The sequence below is a fragment of the Tenacibaculum sp. AWR4_210 genome (genome assembly GCF_056160945.1).
Genome location: NZ_JBSWYF010000005.1, coordinates 216,088 through 241,179, shown reverse-complemented (window position 1 = coordinate 241,179; position 25,092 = coordinate 216,088). Strand labels below are relative to the sequence as shown.

Sequence of the window (25,092 nt, the reverse complement as noted above, 5' to 3'; positions counted from 1 at the left end):
TTATTTTGTTTGTGTTTAATTTCCTAGGTTATATACGATGTTTAATCCTGCGTTTATAGCTTGTCTTGGGAAGGTCGTCGATATCGCGTAGTTAAACGTTTGGTGATTGTAATAGAACGAAGCTGTTAAGTTTCTGCTCAAATTGTAATCTGCCAAAAATTTAATTCCGAACAAACGCTCTCCACCGGTCACCTGATTGTTGTTTGTATCCACACTTCTGATGAGGGTGAGGTTATCGCGCAAAGAGATATCTGCTCTTAAATTAATATCTCCTTTCAACGTTTCTTTCTTCCCTGTAAATCGGGTTACAAATTTAACATCTCTGATCTTATATCCAAATCCAATTACGTATTCTGTACCATTTATATCTGTAATGGTATTGTTATTGAAGTTCAAGGTTAAACTTCGGTCTCTTCGAATCTCCCCTTTAAACGAAAAAGAGTTTTTCATTCGGAAGTCCACTTTAATCAGCGGTGAGAACTCATCGATCAACGTTGCCGAGGAAATAAGTGTTTGCGGTTGCCAGTTTTCCGAAGTATTCAAGCCTGGATTACTCGCATCTCCATATTGTAAATTGTTGGTGTAATTCCCTATCGTATACGACGATTTGTACCCGTGGGTAAGTGTAAATGATGAGAAGTTCTTTTTGAACCATTTAAAGCCCATCAACCCGTTGTACCTCAAGGTCCAGTTCGGAATCGGGATGTTTCTGAAAATTCCTGTGTTTACCGAGTTAGGATCCGTACCTGAATAGGCCGCCAAGAACGCTGGTAACATTACTTGTTGCCCATTCGATTTAAAGTTGCCTACAGCCAATCCTGAACTCGCCGCTAGCCTAGTCGTAATCGATTGTCTGTATTGACGGAAATTTTGGTAAAGCGTTTCTCCATCTGTAAACATCGTTCCTAACATAAAGTGACTAATACTGAAGTTTCCAGTTTCAAAAGCCTTGATATTCGGATTTTGTTGGAAACCTCCACTTCCATCCGGAATGATATCTAGCTGCTGATTTAAGCGACTTGTACGAATTCTGTTACCACGTAAATCGATGGTTAAATTCTTTAATGGCTTAATCGAAATATTGTAATCTAACTTGTTGTTACTGGTTCTTCCGTAATTTTTACTGTAATACGGATCTCCTGGGTTACTCGTCACTAACCAATTATTTTCTATGGCTGTCTGTAAAATATCCGATTGACTACCAAAAACAAATCCTAAGGTCGGTGCCTGTCCTCCTTCAAAGTTGTTTCTTCCTAAAAATCCAACAGAAGGCTTGTACCCTTGAAGTAAGGTACCGTTGTTTTGGCTATAACTAATTTTAGCGCGTTTCACTGAAGTTAGCACATCGTATAAGCCTTTAAGTGCCTTTTGCCCAATACTCGCGTTTTTCTTGAGCTTGAGTTTTCCGGCCGTCTGTTGGCTACCCAATTTGATAGATCCTTTTTTAACTGGAGCTTTCTTAGCCTTTTTTACCAAGAGCTTTTCGAGATTCAAAATCTTGTAGAACCTTCCAAAGTCAATGGTCGTATTGATATTGTGAGTATTCGCATTCTGAATCATGTTACCTACCTTATCGACAACGCTCTCTGCAGAAGCTCTCCAGTCAAAATCGGCTGTATATCCGTAATCTGCGGTAACAAAACTCAAATACGGTAATTTGTTAATCGGAATTTTATAGGTCGCATTGAGCTTTTGTTGGTAGCTATTAGGCCTACCAATATTGAAAAACTTATCGTAAATTTCTAAATCTTCATTGCGCCCAAAACCGTCGTAGATATAGTTATTGTTCGCATTGAAATTCAATTGGAGCGATTTGGTCAAGTCAAATCCGATAGTATAATCCCAATCAAACAAGAAGTTGCGCTGTTTCAATTCTGGTTGCGCCGGTAAGCCCTCGATCAAGTTTCTAGAGCGTTGCGTACTGTAGTTTCTCGTAATTCTCGAGTTAACGGCAATCGATTTCGGAACCGGATTGATGTTTAGATCACGTATAAATCGCAAGTATTTACTGCTAAACGTTTTCGAGTTTTTAAACGGCTCCACAACAAATGGCTTAAAGTTAAAGCTGTAGCTCGCTCCTGCCATCAGGTTTTGATTGACGTACTTTTCAATATTGTAATCTTTGTGAAACTCTTCGTTAAACGAGTACGATACTGAGAAGTTCTCCACATCGTAAAACTTTTGTTTTTTCTTACTCTCCGGATTTCTATTCTTTTTTACATTGATAAAACTAATACTCTTTCTCCTCGTGTAATCCTGAGCATTTTTACTATTTGGGTTTTTATCAATCGCATCTTTAAGTTCTACATCTTGAAACTGTGGATCGTACTTCGGGTCTTTAAATTCCTCTCCGTAACTATAGCTCATCGGTACTTGTAAATGCCATTTTTTCGGCATCATTTTTCCGAGCTGTACGTTGGTTGCTACGTTGTACTGTTTGGTTTCGTGTAAACTGCGCTGTTGAACGCGGTCTTCTACATTTCCGAATCCAATGGTAGACATGCGCCCTCCTAAGGAGATATTTGCTACATCTGCTAGGTTGGCATCGGCATTAACCACTGCGGCCCATCCGCCTTTGTTATCAAATCCTACTGAGCGCAATTCGTTAAACCACACTTCAATAGTTTTGGTTGACGAGGCGTTGTTTTTTACTCCCAGCGTTACCGTGCGTACCTGTGCCAAGGTAGGATTCCCTTTAACAGAAATCTTTAGTCCATTTGAACTAGTACTCGAGTACACTGCTGTAGCACTCCCTGTACGTTCTACTTTTAGGTTCGCCAGTTCCTTGACGATAACGTCTAAATTATTTTCTTCTGGCCATACCTCCAAAGGTGAACTGTTAGAAGTGGACAGCTTTAATGGTTTTTCAATTTCGTAATAGTTATCCTCTAAGTCGGTTCCTAGTCGGATTACTGCTGCCATTTCATCATTAGAAACTCCCCCTTGAATGGCTTGGGCGTGTAAAAACATGCGTAAGTTTTTATAACGACGCATATCAATGGAGATATTTTTATAAATCGTTCTCGTTTCTCCCGCAGGTAAATTTTTAACGCGAACGGTTACTGATTGTTCATTTTGTCGTTGAATACGGTTAGTTCCCTGCAATTGCTCACGTTGAATTCCCGGAGGCAGTTGGTAGATATCACCGTTTTGTTCGATGTTTACCACTCCTAATTCGAAGTCACGTAAGTCACTAGGGTTGGTTAAGTTTTTAGTGTAACGACGCCAATCACTACGCACCAGTTCTAGCTCTGCAAAACGAAGTACAACAGGCATTTTAAACTGAGTTACGAACATACGCACGAATCGGATACTATTAAAGTCAGAAATACCATTAATTGGCGTACCTCCTTTTACTGGAATTCTGAATTGGAACCAACGTGTAGAACGCGTTGTTCCATTTGTCAAGGTTACTGAACTCGTTTTAACATCCACGATATTGTTAAATCCAATTCCCTTGTTTAACTCTGCACTACTCAACGGAATCTCGTATTCGTAATAACTACTCACTGGATTCATGGTCTGATCCTTGTTAATATCTTCCGTATCGGGATAGGTAGTGGAAGACGTAGGATAGCTCTCCTGCGATTGCCCTGGAGTCGGTGAGTTTCCTTGGGTATTGTTGTAATTTTTATACCTCGATAAAATAGAAGCATTGGCTGCATCTAGCTCGCTTCCTCTAAAGAATTGGAAGTTATCTCCTGATGGATCGGCAAGTGCGCGATATTCTGCTGGGAAACCTGTTCCCGTTCCAAAATTTGCTTTTTCCTCCGCATCGTTCAATCCGTCCAAACCGACATCCTGGTTAACGCGCGCATTAGGATCCGACGCAAAAGCGTATAAAATGGATGGGTTGATAGGAGTATATCCCCAAACAGATCCACGTACATTCGAACCGTTGTTCTTTGCACCGTCTTCTGGAAGTCCGTTTTCGTATTGCTTACTACCGTCACGTAAAATATCTTCCGAAATATTTCCTAAGTTGATAAATAACTTCCCTTGATTGGCTGGATTTTTTGGGTCTACCCCTGCTGGCAATCCTTCTTCCGCAGTAATCGAATAATTATCATACGGATCCATTAACCAAAACTGTATGTACTCAACGTTGGCTTGCTCAAAATTGTTGGTCGTTAGTGGGCGCATGATTCCCCCCCAAGTTTCTTCGGGTTTTTTCATGGTCACTTTGTTGTTGGCCACATCAATATCAACATCTGCTGTGTTGGTATTGTAGTTATACGGTCCACGTTCATTAGGATAGTAAGCTAAATCAAGCGTACGAACAATATTTTGCTGGGTGATATCTAAGTCAATATTGAAGAGTTCTTCATAACGAATTTGACGAACCTCATCACGGGCCAATTCATTCTCATTAATACTTCCCGGTCTGTTAGTCGTTCCGTAAAAAAGTTGATCTACGTTATACCAAGCAATCTTTGCACGTTTATTGTTGTAAGCCAAGTTATTTACGAGCGCTCCCTCTGCTTCCAAACCTTGTGATTCCGGTGTACTCGCAAGTGTCCATTGTTGAGGAGCACTCAGGTTAATCGGTATTTGAGAAGCTTCAAAATCGTCTAGATAAGAGGTCGCTGTTCCGTTTACATCAATTCCGCTCGGTGAGCCTGGTAGTAAGTAGGCCATATCGGCTCGAACAGAAACCTTTGAAGGGGCATCTGTTTCAACAAAAGGTAACTTATTGGCTAACTTCGTTAAATACGGTACCTCCGATGAATAATCCAAATTGAACCCGAGCATGGTATTGTCAATGGGTTCACCACCAAAGTTCACTTTTGGGGTAATCGGGCGTTCCGTCACATTTAAGAAGGTACCTCCAATGGTAAAATTCTCATTAAAACGATGTTCTACATCAATACCGATAAAGGTTTTTCGCTGTTGATTAAAGAAGGTGTTGTTTTCAACAGTTGCATTAATCGGAGTTCCTGAAGCCTCTAAACCTGGGTCCAAAATTTGAACGCGTCCCAGCTGATAATCTACTACGTAATCAACTCCCTCAACCAAAACACGGCCTCCGGCAGTAACTTTTACAGATCCTCTCGGAATATTGAAAGCTCCAAGAGAAATCCCTCTACTCGATTCCGTTTTATAATATCCTTTTAAAAAGAATTTGTCTTTGTTTTGGTATTCGTTTTTGGCCTGAATTTTCGTGGTCAAATAAAGCTCGTTGAAAATGTACTTAGTTCTATCGGCAGTATTTAAACTCGTATTCAAATAAGACGGTGTTCCGAAAGGTTCAGGATCTGGGAATATGATATACCCTTTGTCTGAACTTACCGTTGCTCCTTCTACATAATCGAAATAACCATCTCCACCTGAAATAACCGATTGACTCTGATCTAAGCGATCAATGTGAAATATCTGCATTAAAGGTCTTTTCGCCAAATCTGGAGTACTTGCATTCTGTAAGGTGTTTTGCAAGGTTCCCGTTTGATCGTCGCGGTAGAGTAGCTCGAAACGAAATCCTTCTTTTCGCAGTGGATAAGCTCCAATAGCATAGATATTTTTCATCATCAAACGCCAAGTAGGAAATGCTTTGCTAGGATCTGTAGGTCGAGTAGTGGTTAAAATCTCACTGCGCAAGAGTTTCACTACTAAGTTTTTTGGAGCTACGACCCCATCATTCGAAAATTCACCTACCTTAAAAACCGTTTGGGTAGAAGAAGCTGCCCCTTGAGTGGCTCCTACTGCGGTATATTCATAGGCTACCGCGAGTACTTCTCCATCATTCAGTCTTCTATTCAACGAAATATATCCTAATTGCGGATGCAATTTATATTCATTTGATTGTAGTTTTCTCGCATTTTGTAAATATGAGAAGTCCGTTCCTTGCGTTACTGGAGTAATTCCGACCCCATTAAAGGCATTTTGAATAGTTGCCACATCACGTACTGGTCCGTTATCAGTAAGTAACTGGCTAATTTTATTCACCTCGTTATACGGTAAATTTTTACCTGCAGCAGTGATTGGCACTACGGTTGGGTCAATTACGGTATTGTTTACGAGATTGTCAGAGGTGGCCGAGGTATTTGATTCTCCAATATCCGCTGCAGCGACTATACTTCTGTAGTCCGTAACACTTTGCGTTCGGTTAGTCACCCAAACTTCGATACGCGTAATATTGATAGGACTATTGATCAGAGGATAATCTTTCAATGCCTCGGTATAGTTTTCTCTAAAATACTGCGATAAAAAGAAGTGTCGATCGTTGTCGTAATCTGTAGCTCGCAATTCAAAATCTTCTATGGTGGCACCTCCTTCGGCTACCACAGTTCTCGACTGAGAATTTTGCTGTGAGAAAGCTGCAGTTACACGGGTTTTCCCGAATTGAAGTTCGGTTTTTACCCCAAACAAGGCCTGTGCACCGTTGATCAAGGAGTTTTTAATAGGCATGTTAATATTACCGGCATCAATTCCTTGAATAATATCGTCTTCCGTTGGCGTGTACTCCAACTTGATTAAATTTTGGAAATCAAAAGTACTCTGCGTATCGTAATTTGCGGTTACTTTTAATCGCTTACCAATTTTCGCCTGTAAGCTAGCGCTAATTTGTTGATCAAAATCAAAGGTAAAACTACTTTGTTGATCGATGGAAATTTGAGGGTTTTCATTATTTTGATACACCCCTCCTAGTTTGATATTTACCTGACCTCTCGGGATGACCTCTACGGTATTTCCTCCGAATACAGATTCAAAAAACTTAGAATTTACATAGTATTTTGGCAATAGATTCTTTCTCGCCTTCTTTCCTTTTTTCTTTCGAGAATCTGTAGCGTCAATTTTTTCTTTAAAATACGACTTGATATCGTTTTTTAAACGGTACTGTTCGTACTCTCGGGGAGTCATGTAAATAGGAACACCTACGAAGTAATCACCAATTTTTTCTACAATCATGAACTTGTTGAGCGCCTTGTCATAAGTTACTTGGATTTTGGAGGGGTTGTTCAAAAACAACTTCCCTTTCTGATTGTACTTAAAATTGTATTTCAGCGGTATTACTGTGTCTTTTTTTTGACCTTGGGTGTTATTAGTAGTACCACTTTGTGAAAACGAAACAACACTTACTAATAAAGTAAGTGCTGTAAATAATTTATTCCTAAATGACTTTTTCAACTCTCTTATAAGTTTTTTAACGCCAGTTTAATAAGCTGTTCTACGCTAGCTTCTGGAGTTTCTTTTAATACATTATTCACAACTTTTTCGGCTTGCTTTCGAACAAATCCTAAAACCTCTAAAGCAGATAACGCTTCTTCTTTATTCGTATTGTCTTGTACTACAGAAACTTCGCCTAAATCAAAGGTTTTTAAAATTTTATCTTTCAAATCAACAATCACTCGTTGCGCTGTCTTGGCTCCAATTCCTTTTACTGATTGGATTAGTTTGACGTTTTCCGATGCGATTGCTTGTTGAATTTCCTCTGAAGTCATTGACGAAAGCATGGTTCTGGCAGTACTAGGACCTACCCCAGAAACCGATACTAGAAGCAAAAAAACTTCGCGTTCTGTTTTGGTACTAAAACCGTATAAAGTATGTGCGTCATCTCGAATGAACAGATGTGTGTACAACACGACATTCTCCTCTACCGGCAAGGCAGAGAACGTTTGTAAAGAAATATGTACTAAGTATCCAACACCGTTGCAGTCTATCACTACATCGGTTGGATTTTTTTCAACAAGTCTTCCCCTTAATTGTGTAATCATCTATTCCTTTTTTTTCGCGTTGTCTAAAGTAGAAAAATTATTTGTTTTTAAAAACCCTCGTTATCAAGGTCTTTAGAAATATCGTCATTTTGTTGTTGCAAGGCTTTGTTTTGAGCATCTACCACTGCCACAGCAGCCATATTTACCATTTCGTCAACACTTGCTCCTAATTGAATTATATGTACCGGTTTACTCATTCCCAATAAAATAGGCCCTACAGATTCTACACCGTCTACCTGCTTCATGAGTTTGTAGGTAATATTTGCCGCTTCGAGATTCGGGAATATCAAAACGTTCACTTTTTTACCGTTGAGTTTCGAGAATGGGAACTCCTTTGCTAACAACTCAGGATTCAAAGCAAAATCAGCTTGTAATTCACCATCTACCACCACATTCGGATAGTTGCGGTGAATATAGGCTACTGCTTCACGGATTTTTTTAGAACTCTCCGATTTTGCAGATCCAAAATTAGAGAACCCTAGCATTGCTACATTTGGCTTCATTCCAAACATACGTGCCAGTACCGAAGTCAACTGTGTAATCTTTGACAAATCTCTGGCAGTTGGGTTGATATTAATCGTAGTATCTGCTAAGAATATCGGACCTTGCTTGGTCAGCATTAAGTTCGTCGCTGCCACACGGGTTACACCTTTGTCTTTTTCGATGAGTTCCAACATCGGTTTCACCACAGAAGCATAAGGTCGTGAATACCCCGTTATCAAGGCGTCTGCCTCTCCGGTATTTACCATCATTGCCGCAAAATAATTGCGTTCACGCATCCATTTCTCAGCTTCAAAGAAAGTAATTCCTTTACGCTGACGCATTTCCCAGAACAATTGTGCATAGCGCGTTCTGCGCTCCTCTTCTTCGTCAGTTTTCGGATCGATGATCGGAACGTCACCCGAGAATCCGAGTTCTTCCATCAATTCTACAATCACCTGTTTTTTACCTAATAAAATTGGCATTCCCAATTTCTCTTCGTAAACACGCTGTGCAGCTTTCAACACATCTAAGTGATCTGCCTCTGCGAACACGACACGCTTAGGGTCTTTTTTAGCTCTATTGTGTAATAAACGGATTTCCTTGCTTCCTGTTCCTGAACGATCCATGAGTTCCTCACGGTACTTATCCCAATCCAATATTGGCTCTTTAGCCACTCCTGACTCCATGGCTGCTTTGGCAATTGCTGGTGGAATTTCATAAATCAATCGAGGGTCAAAAGGTTTCGGAATGATGTAATCTTTCCCGAACGATAAGCTCACCTCATCGTATACGATATTTACTTGCTCTGGCACGGACTTCTTCGCTAAATCAGCTAAAGCGTGTACCGCTGCCATCTTCATTTCTTCGTTAATTTTCGTGGCGCGAACATCTAAGGCTCCTCTAAAGATAAACGGGAATCCTAAAACGTTGTTCACCTGGTTAGGATTGTCCGACCTACCGGTTGCCATAATGATATCATCACGAGTTTCAATAGCTAAATCGTAGGCGATTTCCGGCTCTGGATTTGCCATAGCAAACACGATTGGATTTTTAGCCATAGACAATAACATTTCTGGTGAAACGACATTTCCTTTTGACAATCCGATAAACACGTCTGCATTGTGCATTGCTTCCTCGAGAGTGTTGACATCTTTGTCTGTTGCAAACTCCGCTTTTTGCGAAGTTAAATTATCGCGGTCTTTACGGATAACACCCTTGCTATCACACATGACAACGTTTTCGCGTTTGGCTCCTAAAGCTAAGTAAAGACGGGTACATGAGATTGCTGCAGCTCCTGCTCCATTCACTACTATTTGTACCTTTTCTATGTCTTTCCCATTAATCTCCAAAGCATTTTTAAGCGCCGCTGCAGAGATAATCGCCGTTCCGTGTTGATCGTCGTGCATTACAGGAATATCGAGTTCTTCCTTTAAGCGCGTTTCGATTTCGAAGGCCTCTGGAGCTTTGATATCTTCTAAATTAATCCCTCCAAAAGTAGGTGCAATAGCCTTTACAGTCTCTACAAATTTATCCACATCTGTAGCGTCTACTTCGATGTCAAAAACATCGATGTCTGCAAAAATTTTAAACAGTAACCCCTTCCCTTCCATTACTGGCTTAGAGGCTTCCGGACCGATATCTCCCAATCCGAGTACAGCAGTACCATTCGATATTACTGCTACTAAATTACTTTTCGAAGTGTATTTATATACGTTGTTTTTGTCTTTTGCAATTTCTAAACAAGGTTCTGCTACCCCTGGTGAATAGGCCAGTGACAAATCGTGTTGTGTCGCGTACTTTTTAGTAGGTACAACTGAAATCTTCCCTGGTTGAGGCTTAGCATGATACAACAGTGCTTCACGTCGTTTTCTTGATTCGCTCATAATACTTTGTTGTTTGTTTGAACCTGCAAATATACGGTTTGTAATGAAGTAAAATAATTTGCAACATGATAAAAGTCATATTTAATTCGCATTAATTGATAGACTTTTGTTCCGTAATAACCAAAAAACCAAAAGTATGGAAACGACCCCGCGACAAATAATCGATGAAGAAGTACAATGGGATAAAACAAAAACTATTGTCAGTAAAACTGATTTATTCGGAACCATCCTCTACGCAAATGAGGTGTTTACCCAAGCCTGCGAATACTCAGCTATTGAATTAGTAGGAGAACCTCACAATATCATCCGACATCCCGACATGCCTAAAGTTGCTTTTAAGGCCTTGTGGGATGCCCTAAAAAAAGGACAAAATTTTCACGCAATTGTAAAAAACCTCACCCGTACAGGAAGGTATTATTGGGTAATTACCGATTTTACAATTGACAAAGACGAAAACGGAGAAGCGATCGGTTACACCGGTAGACGAAAAGCCGTTCCGGAAGGCGTAATTCAAAAAATTGAACCGCTATACAAAACCTTATTAGACATCGAAAAATTGAAAGGCGAAAAAGCGAGTGAATTGTATTTTAACGCTTATCTCAATGAAGAAGTCGGCAAGAGTTATAACGAATTTGTAGTAGACCTCTTTGAGGAAGAAAGCAAAAAAGAAAAATATCAAAAAGAAAAAGATACAAAGCCCGAAGAACAGAAGAGTAATTTTAAGAAGGGATTGCACTGGTTTTTCTTCGGAGACTTTGAATAATTAACTATTTTCCTTAAGTATATCGTTGATATTTAACATAGGACGAAACCCGAATCATTAGGGGTTTCTCCTATGTTTTTTGTTATAAAAGAGTTATTTTTGTTTTAAAATTAAAACTCATAAAAGCAATGAATACTAACTTGTCCCCCAGACCCTCAAAAATTATTGATGAAGAAGTAAAATGGGATAAATCCCAAATTATCATCAGTAAAACTGATTTACACGGAACCATCTTGTATATGAACGACGCTTTTGAAGAAGCCTCTGAATACAACAAAGTGGAACTTATTGGTGAACCTCACAATATTATTCGCCACCCAGACATGCCTAAAGTGGTTTTTAAAGTGTTGTGGGAATCTTTAAAGAAAGAAGAGAATTTTCATGCCATTGTTAAAAACTTGTCGCGTACAGGACGTTATTACTGGGTGATTACCGATTTCGAAATCGAACGTAATGAAGCCGGTGAAGCTACTGGATTTACTGGACGTCGTAAGGCCATTCCAGAGAGTGTTATCAACAAAATTGAGCCTTTGTACAAAACCTTGTTAGAAATCGAACAGGTGAAAGGTGAAAAAGCGAGTGAATTGTACTTCCAAGCATTTTTAAGCGAAGAGGTTCAAAAAGGATACGATGAATTTGTCGTGGATTTATTTGAAGAAGAAATGGCAAAAAATGCGAGTCCAGAAAATGAAAAAGAAAACGAGAACAATAAACTTAAAAAAGGATTAAACTGGTTTTTCTTTGGAGATTTTTTATAACATACCGATACTTATTAAATAGCAAACCATCTGATGTACAATTAGGTGGTTTTTTTTTGTATAAATTGGATGTTTCTCGACAACCCAGCGAATTTTGTTCGTTTAACGGCCGATTTTTTAAATACTTTACTAAAGGTCTCTTGCGTGAGTTCCTGCCAGTCTCGTTTATCCATTTCCAACAAGCCTTCTTGAGGTTGAAATAAAGGTTCCTGATGCGGTTTTGAAAAGCGGTTCCACGGGCATACATCTTGACACACATCACAGCCAAACATCCAATCGTCTAGCTTATCTTGAAACCCAGTAGGAATTGCATCGCGCAGTTCTATGGTTAGATAGGAAATACACTTACTTCCATCAATAGTATTGTTGGGCAAAATAGCCTGAGTAGGACAGGCATCAATACAACGCGTGCATTTTCCACAGTGGTCGGTTTGAAAGGGAGCATCGTACTCCAATTCCAAATCGATAATGAGCTCAGCTAAAAAGAAAAATGACCCTTGCTGCTTTTGAATGAGCAGTGAGTGTTTTCCATTCCACCCCAACCCAGCACGTTCCGCCCAAGCTCGCTCCAAAACGGGAGCAGAATCGACAAAACACCTACCGGAAACTTCACCTATTTCATCGTTGATGAGCTGCAACAACTCGCGCAGCTTTTCTTTGATTACAAAATGATAATCCTGCCCATAAGCGTATTTTGACAACTTATAACTCTCCGAAACCTGTTGTTGCTCTGGAAAGTAATTATACGATAATGAAATGACAGATTTTGCACCGTCAACTAACAACCTCGGATCTAAACGCTTGTCGAAGTGATTGGCCATATAGTGCATTTCACCTTGGTATCCCTCCTTTAACCACGCTTCCAACCGCGGTGCTTCAGCTTCCAAGAAGGTAGCTTCGGCTATACCACAGCCCAAAAAACCAAGCCGAGTTGCTTGTTCTTTAATAAACTGAGAATACCGTTGCTTTTGTGTCACCTTACAAGATTTTAAAATGCAAAATTATCAAATCTTTTATTTTTATAGTTTTCTTAGCGCTATCTTAACAAATAAATACTGAACTTTGTCCGTTAGTATCTTAATTATAAACCCTTTTCCTCCATGAAAAAAGCGATCAAAATTATTAGTGGACTCCTCTTAGTGCTCTTCATCCTGTTGGTGAGCATTCCGTTGTTGTTTCAAGATAAAATTATCGGGCTCGTAAAAGAAACCGTTAACAACAACCTCAACGCAACCGTTGATTTCAAAGACGGAGATCTGAGTTTATTAAGAAATTTCCCCAACGCTTCTGTACAATTAAGCGGAGTATCTGTGATTAACCACGCTCCTTTTGAAGGCGACACCTTAGTATACGCAAAAAGTATCAACTTAAAACTACGATTAACGGAACTCTTTAAGGCGAGCTCTGAGCAATTGTCCATACAGTCCTTTGGCATTGATGGTGCTCAAGTGAATATCCATACCAATGCACAAGGAAAAGCGAACTACGATATCGCCAAAAAAACAACCGTCGAAGAAACCACCGCTACCACCGATACCGAACCGAGTAATTTTGGTCTGTCTATCAAAGAGTACAGCATAACAGATACCCGTGTTTTATACGAAGATCTCGTTTCCAAAATTAGTGTGCTCGTCGAGGACCTACAGCACAGAGGGAGCGGAGATTTCTCACAAAAAAACTCCGAACTTTCTACGCGTACCAACGCTGCTATTTCACTGGCTATGGATGGTGTTTCATACGCCAAACAACAACATATTGACCTGACTGCCGTACTCGCCATGGATTTGGTGAACATGAAGTTTTCATTTTTGAAAAACGAGGCACACCTCAATCAGCTACCTCTTGTTTTTGACGGTTTTGTAAAACTCAATGACCACAATCAAGAAGTTGCTTTGAATTTCAGTACCCCCTCTTCGGATTTTAAAAACTTTTTAGCGCTCTTACCAGAGGTATATGCCAAAAACATCAACCAAGTAAAGACCACTGGAAACTTTAGTGTTAAAGGAGCTATTAACGGTATTATAGACGAAAAACGCATTCCAAAATTCGATATTGCTATGAATGCTACTAACGCTTCGTTCAAATACCCTGAATTACCTAAAAGCATCGAAAATATTTTTATCGATGTCCACATAGACAACAAAACAGGAAATTTAAAAAACACTGCTGTGACAGTGAATAACCTGGCCTTTCAAATAGACCAAGATAAATTTTCTGGCTCTGGAAAGGCTAGCAACTTACTGAGCAATCCTTATGTAAACGCCTCGTTAAAGGGGAGCGTTAATCTAGGAAATATCCACAAAGCATATCCACTTCCTGAAAACACTAAATTGCAAGGTATTGTCAATGCTGATTTACAAACGCGCTTCGATGTAGAAGCCATCAAAAAGAACAACGTTGAACGCATAAAAAACACGGGAACCATCGGGTTGAACGATTTTGAGTTTTCTTCTAAAGACGTGGTAAATCCTATAAAAATACAACGATCTACAGTTCAATTTAGCCCAAAAACAATTTCGTTAACTGAGTTTAAAGCAACCTCAGGAAAAAGTGATTTCAGTGCCAAGGGTAAATTACAAAACTTCTTAGGCTTTTTATTAGCCAAAGGAACCTTACAAGGAACCTTCGCTTTAGATGCCAAGGAGTTTCACGTAAGTGACTTTATGCAGGCTAATTCAGAGCAGGCCCCTCCAAGCAAAGAAGACAGTCCTGAAGAACCAGAGACTCCGGCTCCTGGTGAAAGTTTAAAAATCCCTGCATTTTTAGACTGTAAACTAATTGCAAACGCTCAAAAAGTAGTATACGATAACCTCGAACTTAAAAATGTACGAGGAACACTCTTGATAAAAGATCAAAAAGCAGTATTGCAAAACGTTTCTGCAAATATGTTTAAGGGTCGCGTTGCCTTTAACGGAGAAATCAGTACGCAACAAAAAACACCTACTTTCGACATGAAATTAGGTATCAATACCTTTGACATCGCGCAATCGTTTACCAGTATGGACCTCTTGCAATCTATTAGTCCTATTGCTGGAGCCGTTGACGGTAAACTGAACTCTGAAATCGCCTTGAAAGGTAAGCTTACCAAAGAGTTTACACCGGACCTAAACAGTATTTCAGGAAATGCCCTGGCCGAATTATTAGCCAGCAAAATTAACCCAGAAAAAACCAAAGCACTCAGCTTATTAAACGACAAGCTATCGTTTATTGACCTCAGTAAACTCGATCTCAGCAAGGTAAAAACCCAGCTTTCTTTCTCGGAAGGAAAAGTGAAGGTGGCCCCCTTTAAATTAAACTATGAGGATATCGGTATCAGTATCGGAGGTACACATGGTTTTGACCAGAGTATGGATTATACTGTTAATCTTGAAGTTCCTGCAAAGTACCTCGGAAAGGAAGCCTCAGGAATATTGAGTAAGCTCAGTCCGGAAGATCAGAATATCAAAGTGCCGATTACAGCTGCTATTAAAGGTTCTATGACCAATCCTAGCGTACAAACTGACCTCGCATCATCGATCACTAAGTTGAGCCAACAGCTGATTGAAAAGAAAAAAAACAAGCTCGTCAACAATACGCTCAATAGCTTGTTGGGAGGTACCAAAAAAGACAAAACCAAAGGAGATACCAAAGGAACGGACAAAACCGTTGACAAGGTAAAAGATGTTCTCGGAGGACTCTTCGGAAAAAAGAAAACCAAAAAAAAGAATTAATGTAGGCAACCAAAGAAAAAAAATAAGCGTCTATACGATAAGAAATATTTGTAAGTTCTTTAACAAAAAATTAGCTAGCAAGCTGGTTTTTAACAAGTAAGTTTGCTTACAAACTAATTTTACTAACTAGAATATGAATAGAACCATTACGCTTATTTTTTTTCTGCTTACGAGCAGTATTATTGCTCAAGTTAAAGGAAAAGTTACCGACACAAAAAATACAGAACTCCCTTTTGTAAGTGTCTATATTGAAAACAGTGGTCTGGGAACCACAACCAACAACAACGGGGAATATCGCTTAAACCTAGCCAAACCCGGCACGTACGAAATCACCTTTCAATTCCTCGGATACAAAACTGTAAAGAAAAAAGTAACGGTTGGTACGGCCCCCACTACGCTGAATGTACAACTTCAAGAAGAGCAAGTATCTCTGGAAGAAGTGCAGATTGATGCCAATGAAAACCCTGCGGATAACATTATCCGTCAGGCCATTGCCAACAAGAAAAAAAACCGAGCGAAAACCGGATCTTTTACAGCCGACTTTTATTCACGAGGTTTATTTAAAATAAAGAATGCACCAAAGCGTTTTTTGGGTCAAGAAGTAGGAGACTTTGGCGGAGGGCTCGATTCTACTAGAAGCGGTATTGTATACCTTTCTGAAACCATTTCGAAGATCAAATCGCAAGACAATCCTAAAAAATTCAACGAATACATCGTGGCCTCTAAAGTTTCTGGACAAGACAACGGTATCAGCTTTAACCAAGCAGAGGATGTAAATTTCGATTTTTACAACAATACTTTCGACCTCGGTCAAAGTCAAATGATTTCACCGATTGCTAACAGTGCCTTTGGTTATTACAACTACAAGCTAGCGGGAACCTTCTACGATAAAAACGGTCAGTTAATCAATAAGATTAAGCTACTTCCCAAGCGCCAGAATGATCCTGTTTTTAACGGACATCTTTACATCGTGGAAGACGACTGGTCTATTTACGGAGCAGATGTAAATTTAACGGGAGCACAGGCGGGGATTCCCATGATTAAAAATCTATTTATCAAACAAAACTACCGTTTTAACAAACAGAACAATACCTGGGCTATTGCCACGCAAACCATCGATTTTAAAGCGGGGATGCTGGGTATCAATTTTGACGGGCGTTTTTCTGCCGCGTATTCGAACTACAATTTCGAGCCTGATTTTACAAAAAAATCGTTTAGTAATGAGGTGTTGGCCTTTTCTAAAAACGCCACGGAAAAAGACACTAGCTATTGGAATCAAATCAGAACAGTTCCACTAACCAAAGAAGAAGTTGCAGACTACCAGCTTAAAGACAGTATCAAAGTCGTGCGAAAATCGAAAAAATACCTCGACTCCATCGATGCGAAGAGCAATAAATTCAACCTGATGAATTTAGCTATGGGATACACCTATGACAACAGTTACAAAAAATGGTCGGTAAATGTATCATCACCTGTTTTTGGAATAAACTTCAACACAGTACAAGGTTGGAACACGGGAATCAATATCGATTTTACGAAAGAATTGAAAGATAAAAAGTCCTATGGTTTTGGCATTGCTGGAAACTATGGCTTTTCTGATAAAAAGTTTCGCCCTGTAGGATACTTCTCTTACAGCGGAAACAGAATTACCCGACCTTTTTACTACGTTTCAGGAGGAATTACAACCCGCCAATTTAATAGCAACGCTCCTATCAGCAAATTCTGGAATACCGTAAGTTCGGTGCTCTTTGAACGCAACTACCTAAAAATTTATGAAAAACGCTTTGCTAAGATCGGCTATAGCGAAGAGTTGTTTAACGGTTTTAAACTTTCTTCGAGCTTGGAATACGCAAAGCGAAACCCCTTGTTCAACACCACTAATTACGTGATGTTCCCTCAAAAAGATGTGGATTACACGAGCAATAACCCTCAGCAACCGAATAACTTTAGCAGTAGTTTTGAAGCTCATTCTATTTGGAGCTTGCGCTTAGGCCTCACCATTCGATTTGACCAAAAATACATGTCATATCCAAAATCTAAGGTAAACCTAAACTCCAACAAATACCCGCGATTGTACTTGGGGTATCGCAAAAACTTTGGAGCTAGCAATGACGAGTGGAACTCTGACTACTTTGAAACTAGATTGGACCAGCGTTTTAACCTAGGAACTTGGGGACAGTTTAAATACAAACTCCGTGGAGGGATTTTCTTAGAACAAAAAGACCTTCCATTTATGGATTATGCACACTTTAATGGCAATCGCTTGCTAATCGCTCCCAACGACAATTATCTCAACGGATTTTTAGCATTGCCTTATTACCAACTCAGTACTAACGACAAATTTGGAGAGGTACATGTAGAACAAAATTTTAAAGGAGCCATATTGAGTAAAATCCCATTAATTAACCAGCTGAACTTTCATTTAGTAGGTGGCTTTAAAGGACTTTATACCGCAGGTAACAAGCCCTATACTGAGTTCAATGTCGGATTAGACAATATTGGGTTTGGAAAATGGCGTTTGTTACGCTTTGATTACGTGCGTTCCAACTTCAACGGTCAGGCTGAGAACAGGTTTTTAATCGGTATAAAGTTTTAACCTTATAAGTTCACAAAACAGGTAAATGAGCAGGGCTTGACAAAGACAGGCGCTCTGTACCAAAAAGCAGCTAGTTCGAGAAGTTTTACGAACTAGCTGCTTTTTTATAATTCGAGAACCACCGCCCCCTCTTCCCTAAAAATCAAAAACAACGTAGCTTAAAATAGTTTTTTACAATGCTATCACAAGCTCTTCCCCATTTCCCTTCTCGACAACTTTAACATTCCTTTATATTTTCGGGGCACTAACTTTGACGGTTTATTACAAATTTTTCGTTTTTTTGTTTAAAAAAATGCGACTTTTAAGAATTATTTCCGTTTTTCAACGTAAAATTATGTTGGGAAGCCTCCCTTCCTCCATGCTCATTACTTTCACGGTAGCTGTATTTTTTAAAACGGCTTTTAAATTGCAATTCACCACGCAACAAATGGTAATGAATTTCAATTTTATATTTATACTCATGCACCTCGCCTTTCATCTTTTCATATACGAACTCTCATTAAAGGACGAGTATTATTTTTACTATAATTTAGGTCTCAGTAAAATCAAGTTGTGGTTAACCACGATCTTTCTCAGTCTTAGCATTTCTTCAATAACAACCGTAACATGCATTATCTTCACGTAGACAGCTTAACAAAAACGCAAAATGGCGTGCCTTTGCTCAACAATCTATTTATTTCCTGTAAAACTGGAGATATTATCGCCTTATTAGGCAGAAATGGCACAGGGAAATCAACCTTGCTAAAAATAATTTTCGGGTCTGTAAAAGCAGACTTCAAATTCCAAAAAATCAATACTAAAATTGTTAAAAACGGAACCTTACAACACCGACGTATTCAATACCTACCTCAATCTAACTTTTTACCCAAAAATGCGACCATCAAAAAGCTACTAACGGTCATGTGTGCTAAAAGTGAGGTCAAAAAACTGTATACCAATCCACATATTGCGCCGTATCTGTCTAGCCAAGTTAAGGAATTATCAGGGGGTGAACTCAGGATTATTGAGGTATTGATGATACTGAACACCGAAGCAGCTTTTATACTACTCGACGAACCCTTCAATGGTATTTCTCCAATAAACGTGAAAACAATTTCCGATGCTATCAGAGAAAAATCAGCCCTCAAAGGAATTGTCATTACCGATCACAACTACGAGCTTGTACTGGAGTTAGCAGATAGTATTCGGGTACTAAAAAATGGCAGTCTACTTAAATTAAAAGATCAAAACCAACTCCGTGAATACGGATATATTTATTAATACGATCCTGATGTTCAACAAAAAAGCGAATACTCTTAGTACTCGCTTTTTCGTTTTATGATTGTTCTTCACTTGAAGCATCTTCTTCTATAATTCCGAGTCTTTTGGCTCGTTGTTCCCAATTCTTACGAGCGTAACTTTGCAAATCGGCGACATTATCACTTTCGTCCATAATTTCAAAACCTAGCAATGTTTCAATAACGTCTTCTTGGGTTACCAATCCACTTACTGCACCAAACTCATCAACAACTAAAGCCAAGTGCTCACGTTGCTCGATAAGCTGCTCAAATAAATTCGGGATGGACAAATCTCGTTTTGCGACAATAATATCTCTCTTAATCGACTTTAAAGGGGCTTCCCCATTACCATTAATCAAGGCTAAAAACAACTCGTCTTTCAAAAAATAGCCCGATATGGCATCAGGAGTATTTGCGTAAACCGGTACCCTTGAAAATCGCAAAGGTTGATTTTGCTCAAAAAACGACTGTATGGTTTGATTTTCATCTGCTAATTTCAATACCGTTCTAGGTGTCATAATATGCTTGGCTTGCACCTCCTTAAAACTCAACATATTCTTGATCACTGTACTTTCATTCTCCTGAAAAACACCTTCTTGTTCCGCAATTTCTGTCATCGCGGAGAAATCTTCCCTGCTCAACACACTTTCTCCGTGTCCTCCCTTACCAAACATTTTAGTAAACAATTGCAAAAACCAAAGCAGTAAGGTAACCTTACAAATTACTATTAAAATCGTCAACGCCTTGGTCGAAACTCCCGCTAGGGATTTCCAATAAGTAGCACCAATTGTTTTTGGGATAATTTCAGAGGCTACCAAAATCAAGAACGTCATAATAATCGACACTACTACTACTCCATTTCCGTCATCTCCAAATACCTTTTTCGCTTGGGCTCCAACCAAAATAGCTCCTACCGTATGTGCTATGGTATTCACTGTTAAAATCGAAATCAACGGTTTGTCAACATCTTTCTTCAGAGCTTCTAACTGCGTGGCAAAAGCTTTTCCTTCCTTCTTTTTCAAATTAATAAAAGTCGGGGTTACACTTAACAATACCGCTTCTAGAATGGAACATAAAAACGAAAACAAAATAGAAATCGTTGCAAAAATTATTAGTAAGGTCATATTTCAAATTTTCTGTAAAATTAACTAAAAAAGACCGTCTGAAAAAGACGGTCTTCTATATATACATTTTTTTAGTACGTTTATTTCTCGATAGCTGCTTTTAAAATTTCAAGAGCTTCTGTTGCTTTAGACATTTTTGCATAGTCCATTGCCGTATGTCCTCTGTCAGATTTCTTCGTTAGGTTCGCTCCTTTTTCGATTAATAACTTAAGAATTTTCACTTTGTTATAACGCGCTGCAAACATCACTGGAGTCATCCCCATAGATTTTCTGTTGATGTTGGTTCCGTTGTTTAATAAAGCCTTTACACTTTCGTAGTTTCCTTCTCTGATTAGCTTACATAAAGTACTTAATTCCGAGTAGCTAATTACCGCTTCTGAATTGGTCGTTGCTTTGGTTTCTAAGTTGTTCGTCGCATTGATTGTACTCACTGAAATTAAGATCAATAAAGCACTAAAAATTAATTTTTTCATAAAGGTTGAATTTTAAGGTTTCGTTTGTCTATAAGACTGCCGAAAAAAAAGAATGTTTCACCTTTTTCACACTGTTAACATTTATTTAGCATTTACTTAAAAAATACTGTTAAAATGCCGATTTTAATTTTTGATATTTTTTTAATAAATTAACAATCAATATTTTAAACCCTTAACACATGAGTAAAGAAACACGCTATTTTTTGGGTATTTTCCTCACAATCTTTCTCGGAAGCCTCGCTCATTGGTTTTTTTGTTGTTGTTCATGGCACAGTGATAAAGACACCTTAACAACTCAAAAATCACCTCCCAAAACAGGACAAAAACCACCGACACTCGCTAAGACAGCTACCACTTATATTCCTTTTTCTATCAATGCTCCTTCAGCAATTTTTCACTATCAAAGCCCTGACAATTTCACGTTTAAAACCTCCGATTTCCACCTTAGTGATTCGGTATTCCCAGCGGTGATTCACGGTTTGAACTTACTCAAAGAGTTTAACGACAGCATCCCGCAACAGGTAACTATTGCCGGATACTACACCCATAAAGAAACCAATAATTCTGCCTTTCCTAACTTAGGGCTCGCCAGAGCCACCACTGTAAAAAACGTGCTCATTCAATTAGGAATTCCTGCCGCCCGTATCCTTACCGAAGGAAAACTGCACGAAAACATGGTTCCGGATACATCAGGAATCTTTCACGGTCCCATTATCATCGCATCTCATGCCTCACTTCCTGGAGAAGACCGACATGACTATTGGCAATCGCTCTGCGACAGTCTTGCCAAGACTCCCATCGTGTTACAATTTGATACAGGACGCGCCAACATAGTACTCGACAGCACTCAGAAAAAAACATTTGCCCTCCTTAGCAACTGCATCGACAAGGAACAACGCAACATTACCGTTACCGGACATACAGACAATACCGGTACCTCGACAGGCAATACTTCTTTGGGATTACAACGCGCAAATTTTGTGCGCGACTACCTTATCGACAACGGCATTTTAAGCCAACATATTCAAGCCTTAAGCAAAGGACAAACCCAGCCTAAAGCTTCTAATAAAACCCCTGAAGGAAGAGCTCAAAATCGACGAATTGAAGTAACCATTAACTAAATATCAAATCAATGCACACATTATTTATTCACCTTCCTTGCTGGCTAATTCCTATACTCGTAGGACTCATCACAGCCATTTTAGGATACTTACTCGGACAATTGTTTTCTGGGGATGCTGTTAAAGTAAAAACGCTAGAAAGCGACGTGGAGGATCTTAACAGCGCTCTAAAAAAATGTAAACAAGACAAACGCGACCTCTTAGATCAACTGGAGTTGTGCAAGCGTCAACAAGAAGAGCTCAAAACCACACTTCTCAAGAATACGGCAGCCGAACCCACTACAACAGCACCTAAACAAGGTATTCAGGAAACTCAGAAAAAAAAGAGCCCTGCTAAGAAATCAAAAACAACTCAAAAAGACAAAACAGCTCCAGCCAAAACCACCACAAAGACTCCGAAGCAAATCGTGTTTGATGCCGATGCTGCCAAACTCGCTTTTGGTAAAAAAGTAAAAGAAAACGATCTGAAAATTATTGAAGGGATCGGTCCTAAAATTGCCGCCCTGTTTTCCGAAGCTAATATAGGAACCTGGAAATTGTTATCTGAGGCCTCAGTAGCAACCTGTAAAGAAGTACTGCTCAACGGAGGTGATCGCTTTCGAATGCACAAACCTGACACCTGGCCAAAACAAGCTAAAATGGCCTATCAAGGAAAATGGAAAGCCCTTAAAGAATGGCAAGACAAACTCGATGGCGGCAAAGCCTAAACCGTTAAAAAAAGCTCTGAATATCAGAGCTTTTTTGTTTAATATCCAACATTCTGCTCCAAGTTGTATAACTTAAAACAGCAGTGCTTTTTAATACGATTTTACCTTACTTCTCTGTTATTTTTACCTCTTTATCAACACAACTAACATTCTAATGAAAACAAAAACGCAATACCTGTGGCTCCTACTAGCTACCTTGTGCAGTATACAGTGCAGTACGGAGTCTCAAAAGCTACCTAAAACCACCACAACAAGTTCGTTTACCTCTTATGTAAATCCTTTTATCGGTACTAGTAAAATGGGGCATGTTTTCCCGGGTGCTACCGCTCCTTTTGGCATGGTACAACTCAGTCCGCAAACCAATTTTGAACCGATGTTTTCAGAGGCAGGGAAATACAATTCAAAAACCTACGAATACTGCGCAGGTTACCAATATAAAGACACTACCATCATCGGTTTTGCCCACACAAACTTCAGCGGAACCGGCCATGCAGATCTGGGCGATTTTTTAGTCATGCCCACCACTGGGAAACTCCAATTAAACCCCTTCCCTACCCAAGAGCAACCAGAGGGCTACTATTCTACTTTTTCTCACAAAAATGAAACCGCAAGCCCAGGATACTACCGCGTGCTACTCGACAAATACCAAATTGAAGCGTCGCTTACGGCAAGTGAGCGCGTCGGTTTTCATCAATACAAATTTCCAAAAACAAAGGATGCCCACATACTCCTCGACCTCGTGTATAATGTATACCATCACGACAACAAAAACGTATGGACCTTTATACGCGTAGAAAATGATAGCTTGGTCACAGGATATCGACAAACCAAGGGTTGGGCCAGAACCAAAAAAGTGTATTTCGCCATGCAATTTTCCAAGCCCTTCAAGAGCTATGGACATAAAAAATACGACAAGGAAACCTATGACGGATTTTACAGGCGCTTTGATCAAGAGCACAATTTCCCTGAAATGGCTGGAAAAAACCTGCGAGTCTACTTTAACTTCGACACGGAAAAGGACGAAAAAATCAATGTTAAATTTGCCTTGTCACCCTTAAGTACTCGAGGAGCATTGTTGAACCTAAATACCGAAGTACCCCATTGGGACTTTGAACAACTGAAGAAGCAGACAAACGCAAAATGGGAGCGAGAATTATCGAAAATTCAAGTGACCACCCTCCAAGAGTCAGACAAAACTACCTTCTACACCGCCCTATACCACACCTCTTTATCCCCCATTATCTATGAAGATGTCGATGGTAACTACAGAGGCCTCGACCAAAATATTCACGAATCAAAAAACTTTACCAACTACAGTATATTTTCTCTTTGGGATACCTACAGAGCCCTACACCCTCTCTACAACCTCATCCAACCAGAGCGCAATAACGACATGATAAAATCTATGTTGGCGCACCACGACCAGAGCGTTCACAAAATGCTTCCTATTTGGAGTCATTACGCCAACGAAAATTGGTGTATGATCGGATATCACGCAACCTCAGTTATCGCCGATGCTCTGATAAAAAACGTAGGGGATTTTGATACTCATCACGCCTTAGTAGCAGCTACCAATACCGCTACGACTAGTTATTTTGACGGCCTTGGAGATTATATCAAACACCACTATGTACCCGAAGATAAAAGCCACTCTTCTGTTTCCAAAACACTGGAATACGCTTATAATGACTGGTGTATTTCACAAATTGCCCAGCACTTGGGCAACGATAGCATCGCAGCAAATTACCAAAAAAGAGCTCACTATTACGTCAATGTTTACGATAGTAAGTCCGGATTTATGCGTCCTAAACTATCCAACGGCGAATTCAAAAAGGAATTTGATCCGATGGATACTCACGGACAAGGGTTTATTGAAGGAAACGCCTGGAATTACGGTTTATACGTCCCTCAAAACATCGATCATATGATTGAACTTATGGGAGGTAAAGAACGCTTTAGCCAGCAACTCGATCGCTTGTTTACCGAACCCATTGCTGATAAATACATCGACAAACACGAAGATATTACACGTGATGGAATCATAGGAAATTACGTACACGGAAATGAGCCAGGACATCACATTCCTTATTTGTACAACTGGACGGGGCATCCTAAAAAAACACAACAGCGCGTTCGCATGATTATGGACAGCATGTACGCACCTACAGTGGCTGGACTCTGTGGAAATGACGATGCAGGTCAAATGAGCGCATGGTACGTATTTAGTGCTCTCGGATTTTATCCAGTAACACCAGGATCTCCGTATTACGCACTGGGAAGCCCTAATGTCAAAACAGCTCGATTACAATTACCCGGTGGGAAAACACTGGAAATTATCGCAAAAAATCAAGACGAGAAGCACCCCTATGTACAACGCGTACTTCTCAATGGTAAAGAACTCAAAAATCAGCAGGTATCACATCACGACCTCATCAAAGGAGGACAGCTAATTTTTGAAATGAGTCCAGAATAGATAAATTCAAAG

General features: G+C 39.6%; 14 protein-coding genes. 8 read left to right on the top strand and 6 right to left on the bottom strand.

Translation table 11 applies throughout. The features are described from left to right. Positions 1-15: 15 nt before the first annotated feature. The 3 genes from sov to ACXAG7_RS11015 are packed head-to-tail and all read right to left on the bottom strand — an operon-like array spanning position 16 to position 10,078. Entirely contained in the window at positions 16-7,125 is a 7,110-nt protein-coding gene (gene sov / locus ACXAG7_RS11025; RefSeq protein ID WP_476666826.1) for a T9SS outer membrane translocon Sov/SprA, read from the bottom strand. Positions 7,126-7,130: 5 nt separating this feature from the next. Continuing rightward, on the bottom strand, positions 7,131-7,712 hold the full coding sequence (gene ruvA / locus ACXAG7_RS11020; protein ID WP_408045487.1) for a Holliday junction branch migration protein RuvA: 582 nt from the start codon (positions 7,710-7,712) through the stop codon (positions 7,131-7,133). A gap of 47 nt (positions 7,713-7,759) precedes the next feature. Continuing rightward, positions 7,760-10,078, bottom strand: a complete 2,319-nt coding sequence (locus ACXAG7_RS11015; protein WP_408045488.1) for an NADP-dependent malic enzyme — start codon at positions 10,076-10,078, stop codon at positions 7,760-7,762. Positions 10,079-10,214: 136 nt separating this feature from the next. Here ACXAG7_RS11015 and ACXAG7_RS11010 point away from each other — a divergent pair, with 136 nt between their 5' ends. Both ACXAG7_RS11010 and ACXAG7_RS11005 read left to right on the top strand, forming a co-directional pair. Further along, on the top strand, positions 10,215-10,841 hold the full coding sequence (locus ACXAG7_RS11010) for a PAS domain-containing protein (protein WP_408045489.1): 627 nt from the start codon (positions 10,215-10,217) through the stop codon (positions 10,839-10,841). A gap of 128 nt (positions 10,842-10,969) precedes the next feature. Continuing rightward, positions 10,970-11,599 (top strand): PAS domain-containing protein, encoded by a 630-nt coding sequence (locus ACXAG7_RS11005; RefSeq protein ID WP_408045490.1) that lies wholly within the window; start codon positions 10,970-10,972, stop codon positions 11,597-11,599. Positions 11,600-11,640: 41 nt separating this feature from the next. Here the strand turns inward: ACXAG7_RS11005 and queG are convergent, their stop codons facing one another. Beyond that, positions 11,641-12,576 carry a tRNA epoxyqueuosine(34) reductase QueG gene (gene queG, locus ACXAG7_RS11000; protein WP_408045491.1) on the bottom strand — a complete coding sequence of 312 codons (936 nt, stop codon included), beginning with the start codon at positions 12,574-12,576 and terminating at the stop codon, positions 11,641-11,643. A 123-nt stretch (positions 12,577-12,699) separates the two neighbouring features. Between queG and ACXAG7_RS10995 the strand changes: the two genes are divergently transcribed. From ACXAG7_RS10995 to ACXAG7_RS10985, 3 genes are all read left to right on the top strand, one after another. Next, the gene (locus ACXAG7_RS10995; RefSeq protein WP_408045492.1) at positions 12,700-15,309 is read left to right on the top strand and encodes an AsmA-like C-terminal region-containing protein; all 2,610 of its coding nucleotides are present in this window, start codon (positions 12,700-12,702) and stop codon (positions 15,307-15,309) included. 133 nt (positions 15,310-15,442) lie between these two features. Beyond that, complete coding sequence (locus ACXAG7_RS10990; RefSeq protein ID WP_408045493.1) at positions 15,443-17,905, top strand: DUF5686 and carboxypeptidase regulatory-like domain-containing protein; 2,463 nt, start codon at positions 15,443-15,445, stop codon at positions 17,903-17,905. Between the two features lie 606 nt (positions 17,906-18,511). Next, complete coding sequence (locus ACXAG7_RS10985) at positions 18,512-19,165, top strand: ATP-binding cassette domain-containing protein (protein WP_408045494.1); 654 nt, start codon at positions 18,512-18,514, stop codon at positions 19,163-19,165. Between the two features lie 55 nt (positions 19,166-19,220). Here the strand turns inward: ACXAG7_RS10985 and ACXAG7_RS10980 are convergent, their stop codons facing one another. Next, positions 19,221-20,306, bottom strand: coding sequence for a CNNM domain-containing protein (locus ACXAG7_RS10980; RefSeq protein WP_408045495.1), 1,086 nt, complete (start codon positions 20,304-20,306; stop codon positions 19,221-19,223). Positions 20,307-20,386: 80 nt separating this feature from the next. Then, positions 20,387-20,779: an ankyrin repeat domain-containing protein gene (locus tag ACXAG7_RS10975; RefSeq protein WP_408045496.1), complete on the bottom strand. Its 393-nt coding sequence runs from the start codon at positions 20,777-20,779 to the stop codon at positions 20,387-20,389. Positions 20,780-20,958: 179 nt separating this feature from the next. Here ACXAG7_RS10975 and ACXAG7_RS10970 point away from each other — a divergent pair, with 179 nt between their 5' ends. The 3 genes from ACXAG7_RS10970 to ACXAG7_RS10960 all read left to right on the top strand — a co-directional run bounded on the left by ACXAG7_RS10970 (position 20,959) and on the right by ACXAG7_RS10960 (position 25,080). Next, positions 20,959-21,900, top strand: coding sequence for an OmpA family protein (locus ACXAG7_RS10970; RefSeq protein WP_476666825.1), 942 nt, complete (start codon positions 20,959-20,961; stop codon positions 21,898-21,900). A gap of 11 nt (positions 21,901-21,911) precedes the next feature. Then, positions 21,912-22,607: a hypothetical protein gene (locus ACXAG7_RS10965; RefSeq protein ID WP_476666824.1), complete on the top strand. Its 696-nt coding sequence runs from the start codon at positions 21,912-21,914 to the stop codon at positions 22,605-22,607. Between the two features lie 154 nt (positions 22,608-22,761). After that, positions 22,762-25,080 carry a GH92 family glycosyl hydrolase gene (locus tag ACXAG7_RS10960; protein ID WP_476666823.1) on the top strand — a complete coding sequence of 773 codons (2,319 nt, stop codon included), beginning with the start codon at positions 22,762-22,764 and terminating at the stop codon, positions 25,078-25,080. The last annotated feature ends 12 nt before the right edge of the window (positions 25,081-25,092 follow it).